Below are 16,610 nucleotides of genomic sequence, written 5' to 3' on the forward strand. Positions count from 1 at the left end.
GCTGAGGCGCTGGTTCGACTACGGTCTGGTGATCGTGACGAGGCGTGAGCAGGGACGACGGCGGGACCGGCGTGATGCCACCTCCGGTCGCCGACCCCCGGGGCGCTACGTAGGGCGCCGGGGCCCGCTCGGCGGCGTGGTCCGTGGTGCGCTGCAGGCCCTCGTGGTGACGGCGGTGGCGGTCGGGGCGTACGGCGTGGTCGACACGCACCACGAGGTCCTGGTCGACGTGGACGGCCAGGTGCAGACCCTCGACGGCTACGGCCGGACGGTGGGTGACGTCCTCGCGTTCCACGACATCCGGCCCGGCCCGGACGACCTCGTCCAGCCGGCCGCCTCCGCCCCGGCCCCGGACGGTGGCGAGGTGGTGGTGCGCACCAGCAAGGAGGTCACGCTCGAGGTCGACGGCGAGACCACCACCTTCACGACGACGGCGCACACGGTGGGCGAGCTGCTCGCCGCCCTGGGGCCGCGCGGCGACGGTGCGGTGACGACGGCGTCCCGCAGTGAGCCGCTGGGCCGCGGCCCGGTGCGGGTCTCGACGCTCAAGACGGTGCACGTGTCCGTGGACGGGTCCGTGCTGCCGCTGCGCACCACGGAGGCCACGGTGCGGGACGTCCTCGCCGAGGTCGAGATCTCACTCGGGGACGACGACAGGACCTCGGTGCCGCTCGGTGCGGCCGCCGTCGACGGCATGGTCGTGGTGGTGAACCGGGGCGAGACGGCGTCGGACATCGTCACCGAGGTGATGCCGTTCGACACCGAGCGGGTCGAGTCCGACGACCTGCCCCTGGGGTACGAGTCCGTGCAGACCCGCGGCGTGCCGGGGGAGCGGGTGACGACGTACGAGGTGCACACCCTCGACGGTGCGGAGGTGCGCCGGACGGTCGTCGACCGTGCGGTCACGGTCGAGCCGGTCGACGAGGTGGTGGTGGTCGGCACGCTCGACGTCTCGCAGGTGCAGGTCGACCCGGGCTCGGCCAAGGCGGTCGCCCGGTCGCTCGCGGCGGAGCGTGGCTGGGGTGACGACCAGTTCGTCTGCCTCGACAAGCTGTGGACCAAGGAGTCCAACTGGCGCTGGAACGCGGAGAACTCCTCGAGCGGCGCGTACGGCATCCCGCAGGCCCTGCCGGGTTCGAAGATGGCGTCGGCCGGTTCGGACTGGCGGACGAACCCCGCCACGCAGATCTCGTGGGGGCTGGGCTACATCTCGGGCCGGTACGGCACGCCGTGCGGTGCCTGGAACCACTCGATGTCGGTCGGCTGGTACTGAGCCACCCCCTCAGGGGTGTGATCTCCGTCCCGGAAACCCGGAGTTCTTTTCCGGCATACCGCGCCGTAGTCGGGCATACCTACCACAGGTGCCCTTGGATGAACATCACGATGCGGTTACGGTCGTCGGAGCCACCGGATCGACCGCGTGCCCGACCACCCGTCGGGAACCGCCGTCGTGGCCGGTACCGCCGACGTCTGGAACCATCTTGAACGACTGGCCCGACGACTCCGTCACGCCGCCGACCGCCCCCGTCCCCGTCAGTGCCGAGCCCACGGCCACGGCCGGCGAGGCGCCTGCCGCCGCGACGGCCCGACGGCGCCGCCGGTGGCCGCTGGTCGCCATGGTGGTCGCGCTGAGCCTCGTGGTCGCCGGCGGCGCGAGCTTCGCCGTGGTGGAGCAGCTCCGCAAGGACGTCACGCTCGACGTCGACGGCAACCTCGTCACCGTCACGACGTACGCCGACACCGTCGACGACGTCCTCGCCGAGGAGGGAGTCCGCGTCGGCGACAACGACGAGGTCACCCCCGCGGCCGGCGACGCGCTGCGGGACGGCGCCGTGGTCGAGGTCCGGTACGGCCGCGAGCTGACGGTCGAGGCGGACGGCGAGCAGGAGGACGTCTGGGTCGCCGCCCTCGACGCCGACGACGCCCTCGAGCAGCTCGCCACCCGCGACGAGCAGGTCCGCCTGCTGCCCTCGCGGTCCGCCGACCGCGCGTCCCTGCCGATCCGCCTCGACGCCGACCAGCCGGTCGCCCTCGTCGTGGGCGGCGAGGAGACCGTGGTCGACGACGGTGCCCGCACGCTCTCGGAGCTCTTCGAGGCGGAGTCGGTCGAGATCGACGACGACGACCGCGTCCACGTCGACCGCGTCGAACCCGGCGCCGCCGGCGAGCCGACCGTGCGCGTCGTCGTGCAGGTCGTGGACGTCAAGAAGGTCGAGAAGACGAAGAAGATCGACTTCGACACCGTCACCAAGAAGGACTCGGACCGCTACAGCGACGAGGGGTCGTTCGTCTCGCAGGAGGGCTCGAAGGGCGAGCGGACCATCGTCAAGCGCGTGACGCGCGTCGACGGTGAGGTCGAGTCGCGCGAGAAGGTCTCGAACGAGGTCACGAAGAAGCCGGTCGACGAGATCGTCGTCGTCGGCACCAAGGAGCGGCCCGAGCCGGAGCCGGAGCCCGAGCCCGAGACTGCGACGTCGTCCGGTTCCTCGTCCGGCTCGTCGTCCAGCAGCTCCTCGAGCGACTCCGGCTCGACCAGCTCCTCCGGTGGCAGCGCCCCGGCGGGCGTGTGGTCCCAGCTCGCCCAGTGCGAGTCCGGTGGCAACCCGTCCACCAACACCGGCAACGGCTACTACGGGCTCTACCAGTTCTCGCTGCCGACGTGGCAGGCCGTGGGCGGTTCCGGGCTGCCCTCGGACGCATCCGCTGCCGAGCAGACGAAGCGCGCGCAGATCCTGCAGGAGCGCTCGGGCTGGGGACAGTGGCCGCACTGCGCCAGCAAGCTCGGCCTGCTCTGACCCGCTGAAGGCCGCCGGGGCGCCCAGCCGCCCCGGCGGCCTTCGTGTGCCCGGCGTGTGAAGCCAGGTGAAGTCATCGTGGCGGGCCGCGGAGTGTGACCCAGACCGTGTTGCGCTCCATAACGAATCAGTTACGGTCGGGTGTCGTTCGCGCTCGACAGTCGACATCTGCTGTATGAGCCATGGCCCCTGAGGGGGCCACCCCCCCGTCTTTCAGGAGATCCATGAGCTCCGCACCGGAGAACCACGAGCCCCGGCCCACCACGGCCGAGACCCGCGCCGTCACCCGGACGCGCCGCACCCGCCGCCGTCGGGCGCTGGTCGCCACCGTCGCCGGTGGCGCCCTCGTCGTCGGCGGCGGCTCCGCCGTCGCCGTGTCCCAGGCCCACAAGACCGTCACGCTCGACGTCGACGGCGAGTCCCGCACCGTCAGTAGCTTCGCCGGCGACGTCGAGGGACTGCTCGCCGCCGAGGACATTGCCGTGACCGACCGCGACCTGGTCTCGCCCGCTCTCGCCGACCCGCTGACCGACGCGAGCGACGTCGTCGTGCGCACCGGCAAGCAGGTCGACGTCGAGATCGACGGCGAGCCCACCTCCGCGTGGGTGACCGCCGCCGACGCCTACGAGGCCCTCGACCTGCTCTCCCAGCGCGGCAACGACATCGCGCTCGTGGCCTCCCGCGCCGACGACCGCGTCGAGCTGCCCCTGGAGGTCCACGACGGCGACGAGGTCGCCGTGGTCCACGACGACACCGTCGACGTGGTCGACGGCTCCGACGACGTGGATGCCGTCCTGGCCGCGGCCGACGTGGAGGTGGACGAGGACGACTCCGTCACCCTGTCCACGACCCACGACGCCGGGGTGGAGGCCGCCGACGTGCCCCAGGACGCCGACCTGCCGCAGGTCGCCGTCGTCGTCGAGCGCGTCGAGGTCGAGCGGGTCACGAAGGTCAAGGAGATCGCCTTCGACACCCGGACCAAGGAGAGCTCGAAGCGCTACGAGGACCTCGACCCGAAGGTCAAGAAGAAGGGCGAGCCCGGCTCGCGCACCGTCGTCCGGGAGATCACCACGGTCGACGGCAAGGAGATCTCGAACAAGAAGATCACCTCGATGGTGACCGCGGAGCCGGTCACCGAGGTGCTCCTCCAGGGCACCAAGGAGCGTCCCGAGCCCGAGCCCGAGCCTGAGCCGGAGCCGGAGCCCGCGACGTCGTCGGGTTCGTCCTCCGGGTCGTCGTCGAGCACCTCGTCCGGCTACTCCGGGTCGAACCGCCAGATCGGCCAGCAGATGGCCGCGGACCGCGGGTGGACGGGCAGCGAGTGGACGTGCCTGGAGAGCCTGTGGACCAAGGAGTCCGGCTGGTCGCACACGGCCGCCAACCCGTCGTCGGGTGCCTACGGCATCCCGCAGTCGCTGCCGGGCAGCAAGATGGCGACCGCCGGTGCCGACTGGCAGAGCAACCCGGCCACGCAGATCGCCTGGGGCCTGGACTACATCGCCGGCCGCTACGGCTCTCCGTGCGGGGCCTGGGGCCACTCCCAGGCCAACAACTGGTACTGAGCCGCCCCGACGGGCGATACTCAGCCCCATGACTGACACCCCTGGCGCCCTGCTCGGCCCCGCGGAGATCCGCGAGCTGGCAGGGCGTCTCGGCGTCCGGCCCACCAAGACGCTCGGGCAGAACTTCGTGCACGACGGCGGTACCGTCCGCAAGATCGTCCGTGCGGCGGGGGTGCAGCCCGGCGACCGGGTCGTGGAGGTGGGCCCCGGCCTCGGGTCCCTGACCCTCGGGCTGCTGGAGGCCGGCGCCTCCGTGGTCGCCGTCGAGATCGACCCGGTCCTGGCCGGCCAGCTCACGACCACCGTGCACCGCCACCTGCCCGACGCTGACCTCGAGCTGGTGACCGCCGACGCGATGACCGTCACCGACCTGCCCGGCGCTCCGCCCACGGCCCTCGTGGCGAACCTGCCCTACAACGTCGCCGTGCCCGTGCTGCTCACGTTCCTCCAGCGCTTCGAGTCGCTGCGGTCGGTGCTCGTCATGGTGCAGGCCGAGGTGGCGGACCGTCTCGCGGCGCCCCCCGGTTCCCGCACCTACGGCGTGCCGTCCGCGAAGGCCGCCTGGTACGGGGCCGCCCGGCGCTCCCTGACGATCAGCCGGCACGTGTTCTGGCCCGTGCCGAACGTGGACTCGGCGCTGGTGGAGATCGTGCGGCACGAGCCGCCGTCGACCACCGCGACCCGCCAGGAGGTCTTCTCCGTGGTCGACGCCGCGTTCGCGCAGCGACGCAAGACGCTGCGGGCGGCGCTGTCCGGCCTGTTCGGCTCCGGCGCCGCTGCCGAGGAGGCGCTGCGCGCCGCCGGTATCGACCCGTCGTTGCGCGGTGAGCGCCTGGCGATCACGGACTTCGCCCGCATCGCCGAGCGCCTGGGCGCCGGTGCTGGCACGGTGGACGCGTGAGCCACCTCGCCGCCGCCCCCGCGCCGTCCGTCCGCGTGCGCGCCCCGGGAAAGATCAACCTCACGCTGCGCGTCGGGCCCGTGGCCGACGACGGCTACCACCCCCTGGTGACGGTCTTCCAGGCGGTGTCGCTGTACGAGGAGGTCACCGCGACCGAGGTGCCCGAGGGCGCCGGCATCTCGCTGACCGTCGAGGGGCCGCAGGCCGACCGCGTCCCGCTGGACGGCACCAACCTCGCCTGGCGGGCCGTCGAGGTGATCGCCCGGCACGTCGGGCTGGACCCCAGCGTGGCGCTGCACATCGCCAAGGGTGTCCCGGTCGCCGGCGGGATGGCCGGAGGGTCCGCCGACGCCGCCGCGACGCTGCTGGCCTGCGACGCGCTGTGGGGGACCGCGCTGCCCCGTGACGAGCTCGCCGGTCTGGCGGCGACCCTCGGCTCGGACGTGCCGTTCGCGCTGCTGGGGCACACCGCCGTCGGCACCGGCCGCGGGCACCTGCTCACGCCGGCGATGACCCGCGGCGAGTTCCACTGGGCCTTCGCCACGCGCGACGACGGGCTCTCCACCCCGGCGGTCTACCGGCGGTTCGACGAGCTCACCGGCCCCACCGCGCCCTCCGTCGACGACGCCGACGACAACGGCCTCATGCAGGCCCTGCGTGCCGGGGACCCGACGGCGCTCGGTGCGGCGTTGCAGAACGACCTCGAGGCCGCGGCGCTCGACCTGCGTCCCGAGCTGGAGCGCACCCTGCAGGTCGCACGCGACGGCGGCGCGCTCGGGGTGATGGTCTCCGGGTCCGGGCCGACGGTCGCGGCGCTGGCGCGGTCGCGCCAGCACGCGCTGGCGATCGCCGCGACGTGGACCGCCGAGGACACCGCCGACGCGGTGTGGTGCACGACGGCCCCCGCCCCGGGGGCGCGGGTCCTCTGACCCGCCGAGGTAGCGCTGCTGGTGCCGAGGTAGCGCTGCTGGTGCCGAGGTAGCGCAGACTCAGGCCTGGTCGAGGTGCTTGCGCAGGAACGCCAGGGTGGGCGCGAACCGGTAGTGCTGGCCACCTTCGTGCCCGTTGTACGGGTAGACGTCGATCTGCTTGTCCGCAGCGCCCCACGCGTTGTACGCGGCGTACACCGTCGAGGGCGGGCAGACGTCGTCCCTGAGCGCGACCGAGAACAGCCCGGCGGCGTGCGCCCGGCGCGCGAACGACACGCCGTCCAGGTAGGACAGCGTGCGCCACACCGCCTCCTCGTGCTCGCGGTGCACGGACAGGTACTGCGTGATCTCGCCGTACGGGAAGGCGTCGGTGATCCGGACCGCCCGCCGGAAGTGGCTGAGGAACGGCACGTTCGGGGCGGCGGCGACGACGTCCGGGAGAAGCCCCGCCACGGCGGTCGCGATGCCGCCACCCTGGCTCGTCCCGGCGACCGCGACGCGTGCCGGGTCGATCCCGTCGACCTGCCGGACGGCGTCGACGGCTCGTACTCCGTCCGTGAAGACCCGGCGGTAGTAGTGCTCGGCCGGGTCGAGGATGCCGCGGGTCAGGAAGCCGGGGGCCGCGGGGGAGTGCCCCACCGGGTCGGGGGTGTCCCCGCCCGAGCCCCAGCCGGAACCCTGGCCCCGGGTGTCCATGACCAGGTGGGCGAACCCCGCCGCCGCGAGACCGAGCTGCTCGTGCGGCAGCCCGCGCCCGCCGCCGTAGCCGACGAACTCGACGACAGCCGGCAGCGGGGCGTCCGTGCGGGCCGGGCGGACGAGCCATGCCTTGATCGGGTGGCCGCCGAACCCCGGGAACGTGACGTCGTCGACGGTGAGCTCGGTCAGCCCGCTGTCGATCCGCTCCACGCGTACCTCGCCGCCGTGGCCGCGGGCCTCCGCCACCGTGCCGGACCAGAACGTGTCGAAGTCGGCGGGTTCGTCGATCTCGGGCGTGTACTGCTCGAGCTCGGCCAGGGGCAGGTCGAACTGGGCCATGCGGGTCTCCTTCGGGCTGCTGCGGACGGCGGCGTCGGTCCGAGGCTAGCTCGCCACTACGCTGTTGCGGTGGCTCATCTCCTCGGTGCGGACGGCATCTCCCTGACCATCGGCACCCGCACCCTGCTCGACGGCGTCTCCCTCGGGCTGGACGACGGCGACCGCATCGGCGTCGTCGGCCCCAACGGCGCCGGCAAGTCCACCCTCCTGCGCCTGCTCGCGGACACCGCGACGCCCGACGGCGGGCGGGTCACCCGGGTGGGCGGCTCCCGGCTGGGGATGCTCGACCAGCGTGACGACGCCCGGCCCGGTGCCACGGTGCTGGACCTCGTGCACGGTGACGACGCCACGCACGAGTGGGCGTCGGACTCCCGCATCCGCGCCGTGCACGCCGGGCTGCTCGCGGACCTCGACCTGGACCAGCCGGTGTCGACCCTCTCCGGCGGGCAGCGTCGCCGGGCGGCGCTGGCCGCGCTGCTGGTCACCGACCCCGACGTGCTGCTGCTCGACGAGCCCACGAACCACCTCGACGTCGAAGGGGTGGCCTGGCTGGCCGAGCACCTGCGCGACCGGTACGGACGTCCTGGCGCGACGGGTGCCCTCGTGGTCGTCACCCACGACCGGTGGTTCCTCGACGCCGTCTGCTCGCGCATGTGGGAGGTGCGCGGCGACGGGACCGGCGCCGTCGACGGCTACGAGGGTGGGTACGCCGCCTACATCCTCGCGCGTGCCGAGCGGTCCCGGCAGGCGGCCGCCGCCGCCGAGAAGCGCAACAACCTGCTGCGCAAGGAGCTCGCCTGGCTCAAGCGCGGCGCCCCCGCCCGCACCTCCAAGCCGAAGTTCCGGCTCGACGCCGCCGCCGCGCTCATCGACGACGAGCCGCCGCCGCGCGACACGCTCGAGCTCACCCAGATGGCCACCAAGCGGCTCGGCAAGGACGTGCTCGACCTCGAGGACGTCACCGTCACCGTCCCGCGGCCGGACGGCGGCGAACGCACCCTGCTCGACGACGTCACCTGGCGGCTCGGGCCCGGCGACCGCTACGGGCTGGTCGGCGTCAACGGTGCCGGCAAGACGACGGTGCTCGCCCTCCTCGCGGGCAGGCGAGAGCCCGACGGCGGACACGTGCGTCGCGGCAAGACGGTCGAGGTCGCCGAGCTGACCCAGGAGGTGACCGAGCTCGACGAGGTCGGTGACCGGACGGCCGTGCAGGTGGTGGACGCCGAGAAGCGGACCGTCGTCGTCGACGGCAAGGAGATGACGGCGGGCCAGCTCACCGAACGGCTCGGCTTCACGCGCGAGCGGGCGCACACGCCCGTGCGGGACCTGTCCGGCGGTGAGCGTCGTCGCCTCCAGCTGCTGCGGCTGCTGGTCTCCGAGCCGAACGTGCTGCTGCTCGACGAGCCCACCAACGACCTCGACACGGACACCCTCGCCGCGGTGGAGGACCTGCTCGACGGCTGGCCCGGCACCCTCATCGTGGTCTCGCACGACCGGTACCTGCTGGAGCGGGTGTGCGACCGACAGTGGGCGCTGCTCGGCGACGGCACGCTGCGGGACCTGCCCGGGGGAGTGGAGCAGTACCTGGAGCTGCGCCGTGCTGCGGCGTCGGCGTCGGCGTCCGGCTCGCCCCGTGGTCGGGAGTCGGGGCAGGAGCCCGGCACGGGCGGGACGGCCGTGCCGAAGGCGTCGCCCGCTGAGCAGCGGGCTGCGAAGAAGACCGTGCAGCGGCTGGAGAAGCGCCTGACCCGGCTGGCGGAGGAGGAGGCACGGTTGCACGAGACGATGGCCGCCGACCCGACCGACTTCGAGGCCACGGCCAGGCTGGACGCCCGGCTGCGGGAGCTGCTCGCCGAGAAGGACGAGGTCGAGATGGAGTGGCTGGAGGCCGCCGAGCTCGCCGAGTGACCCCGACCGTGCTGTGGGCGCACGACACGCCGTCGGCCAGCTGATGCCGGCGGCGTGTCGTGCACCCACAACGCAGGGTTGCGCGGCCCTGAGGCGCTCCCGGCTCAACCTTTGAGCGAGCCCGGACGTGTACAGGGTGTGACAGTGACCACGAGGACGTTCGACCGCTGGGCCGACCTGCCTGATCCGCCCGACGACGAAGGTGTCGCCACGAGTGGCGCCCCGCGCGTCCGCGTGGTCGCCGCCGGGACGACGCACGCCGAGGAGTTCACCGCCTTCATGCGGGAGGCCGCCCCTGCGCTCGCCCGCACGGCCTGGCTGCTGTGCGGTGACGAGCACCAGGCCGACGAGCTGGTCCAGCGCGCTCTGACCAAGACCTACCTGAAGTGGCCGACGGCGCGGGAGCGGGACCCGCTCGCCTATGCCCGGCGGGTGCTGGCCAACCAGCGCATCGACCTGTGGCGCCGTCGTCGGCGCGAGGTGCTCACCGCACCCACCGAGCTGCCCGAGCCGGCCTCGGGCCGGAGCGGGGCAGCCGACCAGCACGCCGAACGTGACCAGCTCGTCCGTGCGCTGGCCACCCTGACCGGACGGCAGCGACGGATCGTGGTCCTGCGCCACCTGGTCGGGCTCAGCGAGCGCGAGGTCGCTGACGACCTCGGCGTCTCGACAGGCACCGTGAAGTCCACGGCGTCCCGAGGGCTCGCCCAGCTGCGTTCTGTGCTCGGAGCCGCCGGCGCATCGACGACCGACGAGGAGGCGGGACGATGAACGACGACGAGACCTTCGCCCACCAGCTGCGCGCGTGCGTCGACCGGGCTGCCCCGGCCGTCGACGTCGACACCGACGCGGTGCTGCCCAGGGCCCGACGGCGGCGCGCCCGCCGGGTGGTCGCGACCGGTGTCGCCTCGGTGGGGGCGGTGGCGCTCGCGGCCGGGTGGGTCGCCCAGGCGCAGCCATGGAGGCCGACGACGGCGGAGATCGCCCCGGCGGCGCCTGCCCCGGCATCGTCCGCCCCGGCGGAGTCGGCGCCCGCCGCGAGCGCGGAGCGCCAGGTGGTGACCGGGAGTGAAGGGTGGCCGGACGCCGACTACTGGTACGTCCGCTCGGTGAACGTCGCCGTGGACGGTGGTCGGGAGGAGAGCCACCCCGAGGAGGGGTGGTATGGACGGACCGACCCGGGGATCGTCATCCGCGACGACGACGCAGAGAACCCGATCGCCTTCGGTCCCGTCGGGTTGTGGGGCACCCTGCTCGTCGACGACGAGTGGGTGCACATCGGGTGGGACGCGCTCGAGGCGCTGCCGACGGACCCCGCACAGATCGAGGCGATCCTGTACGACAGCGTCCAGGAGGGCAGGAGTGTCGGCACGCCGGACGACAAGGTGCTGGAGATGGCGACGGAGCTGCTGACGGCGAGTCCCGCGCCACCGCCTTTGCGAGACGCCGTGTGGGAGGTCGTCACCGGCCTGGCCGGCGCCGTCGTGGAGGACGGTGCGACGGACACGACGGGGCGGCCGGGGGCGCGGATGACCTACCAGCCTGCGGAGAGCGGCATGGTCGAGCTCGTCTACTCGCCGACCGAGCAACTGTTGCTGGAGCGGACGGTGCACGGGTTCGAGGAGCGCGCGGACGACCATCTCTGGACCGAGACGTTCATCGACGAGCGCCCCGCTCACCAGCCACCGGTCGAGCCCACGCTGGAGATGGCCGGCTGTGCGAGCTGGGAGACGTGCTGACGTCGTCTGACGCCCTGTTCTCGCTGTGGGTACACGACACGCCGTCGGCCAGTTGAGGCCAGCGGCGTGTCGTGCACCCACAGCGGTGGAGACGGCGCCTAAGCACCGTCGTCCCCGGTCACGGCACGGTGTAGCCGGCCGCGCGGAACAGCTCGTACCACTCGGCACGGGTCAGCGGGACGTCCGATCCCTGCGCCGCACCCGCGACGCGCTCCGGCGTCGTCGTGCCGAGCACCACCTGCATGCCGGCAGGGTGGCGCGTGATCCAGGCCGTCGCGATCGCGATGGCGGGCACGTCGTACGTCGCGGCCAACCGGTCGATGACGGCGTTCAGCTCCGGGTAGTCCTCGTGGCCGAGGAACACGCCGGTGAAGAACCCGGCCTGGAACGGCGACCAGGCCTGCACGGTGATGTCGTGCAGGCGGCAGTAGTCGAGGATGCCGCCGTCGCGGACCGTCGACTGGTCCAGACCCGCCATGTTGGCCGCCACGCCCTGCGCGACCATCGGCGCGTGCGTGATCGACAGCTGGAGCTGGTTGGCCACGAGCGGCTGACGCACCGACTTCTTCAGCAGCTCGATCTGGCCCGGCGTGTGGTTGGAGACGCCGAAGGCGCGCACCTTGCCGGACGACTCCAGGTGGTCGAACGCCCGGGCCACCTCGTCGGGCTCCACCAGCGCGTCGGGGCGGTGCAGCAGCAGCACGTCCAGGTAGTCCGTCTCGAGCGCCCGCAGCGACCCCTCGACCGACTCCACCAGGTGGTCGTACGAGTAGTCGAAGTACGGGCCGTCAGGCACGATCCCGGCCTTCGACTGGATGGTCAGCTCCGCGCGCTGCGACGGCGTGAGCTGCATGGCCTCGGCGAACCGGCGCTCGCAGCCGTGCAGCTCCGCGCCGTACACGTCGGCGTGGTCGATGAAGTCGATGCCGGCGTCGCGGGCGGTGCGCACGAGCTCGCGGACGGCGTCGTCGTCCATCTGCGCGATGCGCATGAGGCCGAGGACGACGTTGGGGACCTGGCGTCCCGTGGTGCCCAGGGGGACGGTCTTCATGGGGTGTTTCTCCTCGGTCTTCCGGCGGTCAGGAGGCCGAGAGCTCGGCGAGCTCGTCGGCGGTGAGCTCGAGCTCTACGGCGCGGGCCGAGTCCGCGATGCTCGCAGGACGCGACGCACCCGGGATGGGCACGACGACGGGGGCGAGCGCGAGCTCCCAGGCGAGCGTGACCTGCTGGGGGCTCACCCCGTGGTGCTCGGCGACGCGGCCGAACGCGGCGTGCGCGGAGCCCAGCTCGGCGGCCTGGGCGATACCGCCGAGCGGGGACCAGGGCAGGAAGGCGACGCCGATCTCGGCGCAGTGCCGCAGCTCGTCCATGCTGGAGCGGAACCGGGGGGAGAACTGGTTCTGCACCGAGGCGAGCCGGCCGCCGAGGACCTGACGGGCCTCGTCGATCTGGTCGACGTTCGCGTTGGAGATGCCGGCCTGCTGGATGACGCCCTCGTCGAGCAGCTCGGCCAGGGCGCCGACGGACTCGGCGTAGGGCACCGACGGGTCGGGCCGGTGGAACTGGTAGAGACCGATCGCCTCGACCCCGAGGCGCTGTGCGGAGGCCTTGGCGGCCTGCTTGAGGTACTCGGGGCGGCCGTCCTGGGTCCAGGTGCCGTCGCCGGGGCGGAGGTGACCGCCCTTCGTCGCGACCAGCACCTCGGAGGCGTCACCGCCCCAGGCCCGCAGGGCGCGGGCGATCAGCTCCTCGTTGTGGCCCACCTCGGCGGCGTCGCGGTGGTAGGCGTCGGCGGTGTCGATCAGCGTGACGCCGGCGTCGAGCGCGGCGTGGACGGTGGCGACGGAGCGTGCCTCGTCGGGGCGTCCCTCGATGGACATCGGCATGCCGCCGAGACCGATCGCGCTGACGCTGCGGTTTCCGATGGTGCGGATCTCCACGGTTCTCCCTCGTGACGACGGTGGTGTGCGCTCGACGATAGGGACGAGGATGATGAGAAGTCCAACGACTGAGAGTCATGAGATTCAGAACCAGGAGTGATCGATGGAGCTGCGGCAGATGGAGTACGTGGTCGCGGTGGCCGACGAAGGCCACTTCACCCGGGCGGCCGCCCTGTGCGGCGTGAGCCAGTCGGGGCTGTCCGCCGCGATCCGGTCCCTGGAGAACGAGCTCGGCGCGCCGCTCTTCCTGCGCACGACGCGCCAGGTGAGCCTCACCGACGCCGGACGTGCGCTCGTGCCGTTCGCCCGCCGGATGCTGGCGCAGGCTTCCGCCGGCCGGGACGCCGTCGTCCGGGCGAGCCAGCAGCTCTCCGGGCGCCTCCGTGTGGGATCCGAGCAGTGCCTCGGCGTGGTCGATGTCGGTCCGCTGCTGGAACGTTTCCAGCTCCGCTACCCGCTCGTCGACATCCAGTTCGCGCAGGCCGGCTCGCACGAGCTCGCCGCCCAGCTGCGCGCGGGCGACCTCGACATCGCGTTCGTCGCGACGACGGAGCACCTGGGCACCCTGCGGCGCCTCGAGCTGGGCCGGCGCCCCGTCGTGGTGCTCGCCCACCCCACCGACGTGCTCGCGGGCTCCACGGAGGTCTCGTGGGAGGATCTCGCGAGCCGCGACTTCGTCGACTTCCGCGAGCCGTGGGGAATCCGGCACCTCGTCGACGGTGCGTTCACCGACCGGCACCTCGACCGGCGGGTCCGGATGAGCGTGGACGACGTCCACACCCTGCTGGACTTCGTGCAGCGCGGGCTCGGGATCGCCGTCGTGCCGCAGCACGTCGCGGGCAAGTCTCAGGCTGCCGGGCTGGCCGTGCTGGAGCTGCCTGCCGAGGGGCGCCCCGAGTGGGTGGTCTCCGCGGTCTCGTCCGCCGGGGCCGAGCCGACCGCCGGTCGGCTCCTCGACCTGCTGGGCGAGGCGAATCTCGAGGTCGCCCGCGGCTGAGCACTCCTCAGCGGACGGAGGTCGGACGCGCCGCTACCCACAGGGCCGCCGTCATCGCGACGAGCAGGCCGACGACCACCAGCAGCGGTGCGGTCCACCCGCCGCTCGACTCGTGCACGGCGCCGAGCACGGTCGGCACGGCGGCACCGCAGGCGTACCCGCCGGTCTGCACGACGGCGGAGGTCCGGCGGGCCGCGGCCACCGACGGCGACCGCCGGGCGATCAGCGTGAAGATCACCGTGAAGATGCCGCCCTGGGCCGCCCCGGCCAGGCAGACGCCGACCCACCAGGCCTGCGGGGCGAGCACCAGGGCTGCCGGGAGGGTGAGCCAGAAGGCGCACAGCACGCTGGCGACCGTGCGTTCGGACAACCGTCCGGCGAGGCCGAGCGGCACGAGGAACGCCCCGGCGACTGCCGCGAGCTGGAACGGTGCGGCAGCGCCGCCCGCGGCCGCCGCCTCGAACCCGATCCGGTCCGCCAGGATCGTCGGCAACCACGTGGACATCGCGTAGTACCCGGAGGTCTGCCCGGCGAACGCGATCATGAGCAGCACCGCCAGGCCGCGCTGCACGGCCACCGGTCCTGCCGCTCCAGGGTCACCGGGCCGTGGCGTGGGCTCACCGGCGTGGCGGCGCGCGAGCGAACGTCCGGCGGGGACCCACGCGGCCAGCGCGACGACCGCCAGGACGGCCCAGCCGGCCAACGCCCACTGCCACCCGAAGGCCACGGCCAGGGGCACGGTGCAGAGCGTGGTCACCGTGGAACCGGCGTTCATCGTGGCGGTGTAGGCGCCGGTCACCCCGGCGGCCCGCCGACGGAAGTCACGGGTGATCACCACGGGCACGGCGACGTTGCCGACGGTGATGCCCGCGCCGAGCACCGCGGTCCCGACCAGGGCGGTGTCGACCGACCCGCTCGACCGCAGCAGGGTGCCGCCGACGATCGCCAGCAGCCCGAGCGCGATCGCCCGTTCGGGACCCCAGCGTCCGACGAGGACGGCCGCCCCGGGAGTGCACAGGGCGAAGGTCAGGACGGGGATCGAGGTCAGCAGGCCGACCCCGGCGGGTGTCAGCCCCAGGCCGGCGGCAACGTCGTCGGCGACGGGGGCGAGCGCAGTCAGCGGCGCGCGCAGGTTGACCGCCACGAGCAGCAGCGCGGCCAGTGCCAGGCCGCCCGCGCCGGCGGCCAGGGCCGGACCCGGTCGGGCGCCGTCGTCGTCCTCGTGACCCCTGTTCGTGGCGCTCACTCGTCGAACTGCGCACCGAGGGCGCGCAGAAGACCGGCCAGGCGGGGGCGTTCGGTGATCGGCAGGGCGTCCAGCACGCGGGCCTCGACGTCGAGCAGGTCGCTCATCGCGGCATCGACACGGCGGCGACCGGACGCCGTGAGCTGCACGAGCACCCCGCGACGGTCGTCCGGTGAGCGGTGCCTCTCGACGAGGCCGCGGCGTTCGAGCCGGTCGATCCGGTTGGTCATGGTGCCGCTCGTGACGAGGGTCTGGGCCACGAGCGTGCCGGGGGAGAGCCGGTAGGGGGCGCCCGAGCGGCGCAGCGCGGACAGGACGTCGAACTCCCAGGTCTCGAGGTCGTGGCCGGCGAAGGCGCCGCGGCGGGCGCGGTCGAGATGGCGCGCCAGGCGGCTGATGCGGGAGAAGACGGTGAGCGGCTCGACGTCCAGGTCGGGTCGCTCCCGCTGCCACGCGTCGACGATCCGGTCGACCTCGTCCCCCCGCTGCGTGCTGTCCATCCGCCCAGGGTAACGCGGGTCTCTCGACGTCAAGACTCTTGACGCATCCCGCCGGCACGCTGTGGGTGCACGACTCGCCGTCGCGACGTGCTGGCCGACGGCGCGTCGTCCACCCACAGCGGCGAGGGGAGGCGTGCTAGCGGCGACGCAAGGCGACACGGACACGCTCGACGACGCGACCGAGATCGCGCAGGTCGTCGCCGACGACGACGACCACCACCCAGCCGAGCTCTTCCAGCCGTCGTCGGGCGCGGACGTCCTCACGCCACTGAGCCCGGTCGGTGCGGTGCTGGTCGCCGTCGTACTCGATGATGATCCGCTCGGCGCGGTAGACCAGGTCGACGCGCTTGACGTAGCGGCCCTCAGGGTCGGTGACGACCTCGTTCACCAGCGGGCACGGCAGACCGCCGGTCACCAGGCCGAGCCGCGTCACGGTCTCCGGGCTGGAGTCGGTGCCCGGCCGCATCCGCGGGATCTGCTCGCGCACCTGGGCGATGCCTTTGACCTTTCGGGTCCTCTCGGCGAGGTCGGTCAGGCCTGCGACGGTGGTCAACGAACGCTCCCGGCGCATCATCGCGTCACCGAGGACGACGACGTCGTCGGGGCGGCGCAGTCCGACGCCGACGTGCACGAACGTCTGGGCTGCCGTCGTCACGAGCAGTCCCTCGTGCTCGACGACCTCCAGGCACGGCTGCCGTGAGCGGTGCGCGACCACGCCGTCGTACCGGGGCCGGTCCTCCTGCCGGGCGGTGACCACATGGACGGCGTCGTCGTGCTCCAGGGTCCAGGGTCGTTCGACGCCGAGCAGGTCGAGCGCCGTCGTGTGCGAGAACGCCACGTCGGGGCCGAGGCGTTCGGCGAGGGCGCGGCAGGTCTCGGCCAGGGTCTGCGGCGCCGCGGCCGACCGGACCCCGCGGAACGGGGTCGCCAGCTGCGAGGAGCGGAGCCGGTGGCGCGGGACGCCGTGACGGACGGCGTCGGACACCCGGAACGGTCGGTCGAGGGGGAGGCGTGGGTCGAGCGGTGGGCGAGGCACGGGCACACGGTGCCCGGGG

At 73.2% G+C, this 16,610-nt stretch carries 15 protein-coding genes; 9 read left to right on the plus strand and 6 right to left on the minus strand.

The window, feature by feature from the left end; translation table 11 throughout:
* The first annotated feature begins 136 nt into the window (after positions 1-136).
* From AC3RJ8_RS03710 to AC3RJ8_RS03730, 5 genes are all read left to right on the plus strand, one after another.
* Positions 137-1,273, plus strand: a complete 1,137-nt coding sequence (locus AC3RJ8_RS03710) for a resuscitation-promoting factor (protein WP_489714597.1) — start codon at positions 137-139, stop codon at positions 1,271-1,273.
* Between the two features lie 208 nt (positions 1,274-1,481).
* Complete coding sequence (locus AC3RJ8_RS03715; protein WP_489714598.1) at positions 1,482-2,795, plus strand: resuscitation-promoting factor; 1,314 nt, start codon at positions 1,482-1,484, stop codon at positions 2,793-2,795.
* Between the two features lie 224 nt (positions 2,796-3,019).
* Positions 3,020-4,357, plus strand: a complete 1,338-nt coding sequence (locus tag AC3RJ8_RS03720; protein WP_489714599.1) for a resuscitation-promoting factor — start codon at positions 3,020-3,022, stop codon at positions 4,355-4,357.
* A 28-nt stretch (positions 4,358-4,385) separates the two neighbouring features.
* On the plus strand, positions 4,386-5,258 hold the full coding sequence (gene rsmA, locus AC3RJ8_RS03725; protein WP_489714600.1) for a 16S rRNA (adenine(1518)-N(6)/adenine(1519)-N(6))-dimethyltransferase RsmA: 873 nt from the start codon (positions 4,386-4,388) through the stop codon (positions 5,256-5,258).
* Positions 5,255-6,187, plus strand: coding sequence for a 4-(cytidine 5'-diphospho)-2-C-methyl-D-erythritol kinase (locus tag AC3RJ8_RS03730; protein ID WP_489714601.1), 933 nt, complete (start codon positions 5,255-5,257; stop codon positions 6,185-6,187). The genes rsmA and AC3RJ8_RS03730 overlap by 4 nt, the downstream gene beginning before the upstream one ends.
* A 60-nt stretch (positions 6,188-6,247) precedes the next feature.
* Here AC3RJ8_RS03730 and AC3RJ8_RS03735 read toward each other — a convergent pair whose 3' ends face one another.
* Positions 6,248-7,225, minus strand: a complete 978-nt coding sequence (locus tag AC3RJ8_RS03735) for an acetylxylan esterase (RefSeq protein WP_489714602.1) — start codon at positions 7,223-7,225, stop codon at positions 6,248-6,250.
* 69 nt (positions 7,226-7,294) lie between these two features.
* Here AC3RJ8_RS03735 and AC3RJ8_RS03740 point away from each other — a divergent pair, with 69 nt between their 5' ends.
* From AC3RJ8_RS03740 to AC3RJ8_RS03750, 3 genes are all read left to right on the plus strand, one after another.
* Positions 7,295-9,133 carry an ABC-F family ATP-binding cassette domain-containing protein gene (locus AC3RJ8_RS03740; protein WP_489714603.1) on the plus strand — a complete coding sequence of 613 codons (1,839 nt, stop codon included), beginning with the start codon at positions 7,295-7,297 and terminating at the stop codon, positions 9,131-9,133.
* Positions 9,134-9,277: 144 nt separating this feature from the next.
* Entirely contained in the window at positions 9,278-9,904 is a 627-nt protein-coding gene (locus tag AC3RJ8_RS03745) for a SigE family RNA polymerase sigma factor (protein WP_489714604.1), read from the plus strand.
* Positions 9,901-10,872, plus strand: coding sequence for a hypothetical protein (locus AC3RJ8_RS03750; protein WP_489714605.1), 972 nt, complete (start codon positions 9,901-9,903; stop codon positions 10,870-10,872). Before AC3RJ8_RS03745 ends, AC3RJ8_RS03750 begins: the two co-directional genes overlap by 4 nt.
* 118 nt (positions 10,873-10,990) lie before the next feature.
* On the opposite strand, the gene AC3RJ8_RS03755 is transcribed toward AC3RJ8_RS03750, so the two are convergent.
* Complete coding sequence (locus AC3RJ8_RS03755; protein WP_489714606.1) at positions 10,991-11,923, minus strand: aldo/keto reductase; 933 nt, start codon at positions 11,921-11,923, stop codon at positions 10,991-10,993.
* A gap of 28 nt (positions 11,924-11,951) precedes the next feature.
* Positions 11,952-12,812 (minus strand): aldo/keto reductase, encoded by an 861-nt coding sequence (locus tag AC3RJ8_RS03760; RefSeq protein ID WP_489714607.1) that lies wholly within the window; start codon positions 12,810-12,812, stop codon positions 11,952-11,954.
* A gap of 103 nt (positions 12,813-12,915) precedes the next feature.
* Between AC3RJ8_RS03760 and AC3RJ8_RS03765 the strand changes: the two genes are divergently transcribed.
* The gene (locus AC3RJ8_RS03765; RefSeq protein WP_489714608.1) at positions 12,916-13,809 is read left to right on the plus strand and encodes a LysR family transcriptional regulator; all 894 of its coding nucleotides are present in this window, start codon (positions 12,916-12,918) and stop codon (positions 13,807-13,809) included.
* A 7-nt stretch (positions 13,810-13,816) separates the two neighbouring features.
* Here the strand turns inward: AC3RJ8_RS03765 and AC3RJ8_RS03770 are convergent, their stop codons facing one another.
* The 3 genes from AC3RJ8_RS03770 to AC3RJ8_RS03780 all read right to left on the minus strand — a co-directional run bounded on the left by AC3RJ8_RS03770 (position 13,817) and on the right by AC3RJ8_RS03780 (position 16,591).
* Positions 13,817-15,055: an MFS transporter gene (locus tag AC3RJ8_RS03770; protein ID WP_489714609.1), complete on the minus strand. Its 1,239-nt coding sequence runs from the start codon at positions 15,053-15,055 to the stop codon at positions 13,817-13,819.
* Positions 15,052-15,555: a MarR family winged helix-turn-helix transcriptional regulator gene (locus AC3RJ8_RS03775; protein WP_489714610.1), complete on the minus strand. Its 504-nt coding sequence runs from the start codon at positions 15,553-15,555 to the stop codon at positions 15,052-15,054. Before AC3RJ8_RS03775 ends, AC3RJ8_RS03770 begins: the two co-directional genes overlap by 4 nt.
* Before the next feature lie 136 nt (positions 15,556-15,691).
* A complete protein-coding gene (locus tag AC3RJ8_RS03780; RefSeq protein ID WP_489714611.1) occupies positions 15,692-16,591 on the minus strand; it encodes a DUF559 domain-containing protein in 900 nt (299 codons plus the stop codon).
* Between the last annotated feature and the right edge of the window lie 19 nt (positions 16,592-16,610).

It is taken from the genome of Isoptericola sp. MSGPD8_1_ISO-PGPR-S23-394 (genome assembly GCF_058072785.1).

Excerpts from the sequence above, each read along its gene's own strand:
- AC3RJ8_RS03720 (WP_489714599.1), top strand. The coding sequence starts at position 3,020 with ATGAGCTCCGCACCGGAGAACCACGAGCCCCGGCCCACCACGGCCGAG.
- rsmA (WP_489714600.1), top strand. The coding sequence starts at position 4,386 with ATGACTGACACCCCTGGCGCCCTGCTCGGCCCCGCGGAGATCCGCGAG.
- AC3RJ8_RS03735 (WP_489714602.1), bottom strand. The coding sequence starts at position 7,225 with ATGGCCCAGTTCGACCTGCCCCTGGCCGAGCTCGAGCAGTACACGCCC.
- AC3RJ8_RS03750 (WP_489714605.1), top strand. The coding sequence starts at position 9,901 with ATGAACGACGACGAGACCTTCGCCCACCAGCTGCGCGCGTGCGTCGAC.
- AC3RJ8_RS03755 (WP_489714606.1), bottom strand. The coding sequence starts at position 11,923 with ATGAAGACCGTCCCCCTGGGCACCACGGGACGCCAGGTCCCCAACGTC.
- AC3RJ8_RS03765 (WP_489714608.1), top strand. The coding sequence starts at position 12,916 with ATGGAGCTGCGGCAGATGGAGTACGTGGTCGCGGTGGCCGACGAAGGC.
- AC3RJ8_RS03775 (WP_489714610.1), bottom strand. The coding sequence starts at position 15,555 with ATGGACAGCACGCAGCGGGGGGACGAGGTCGACCGGATCGTCGACGCG.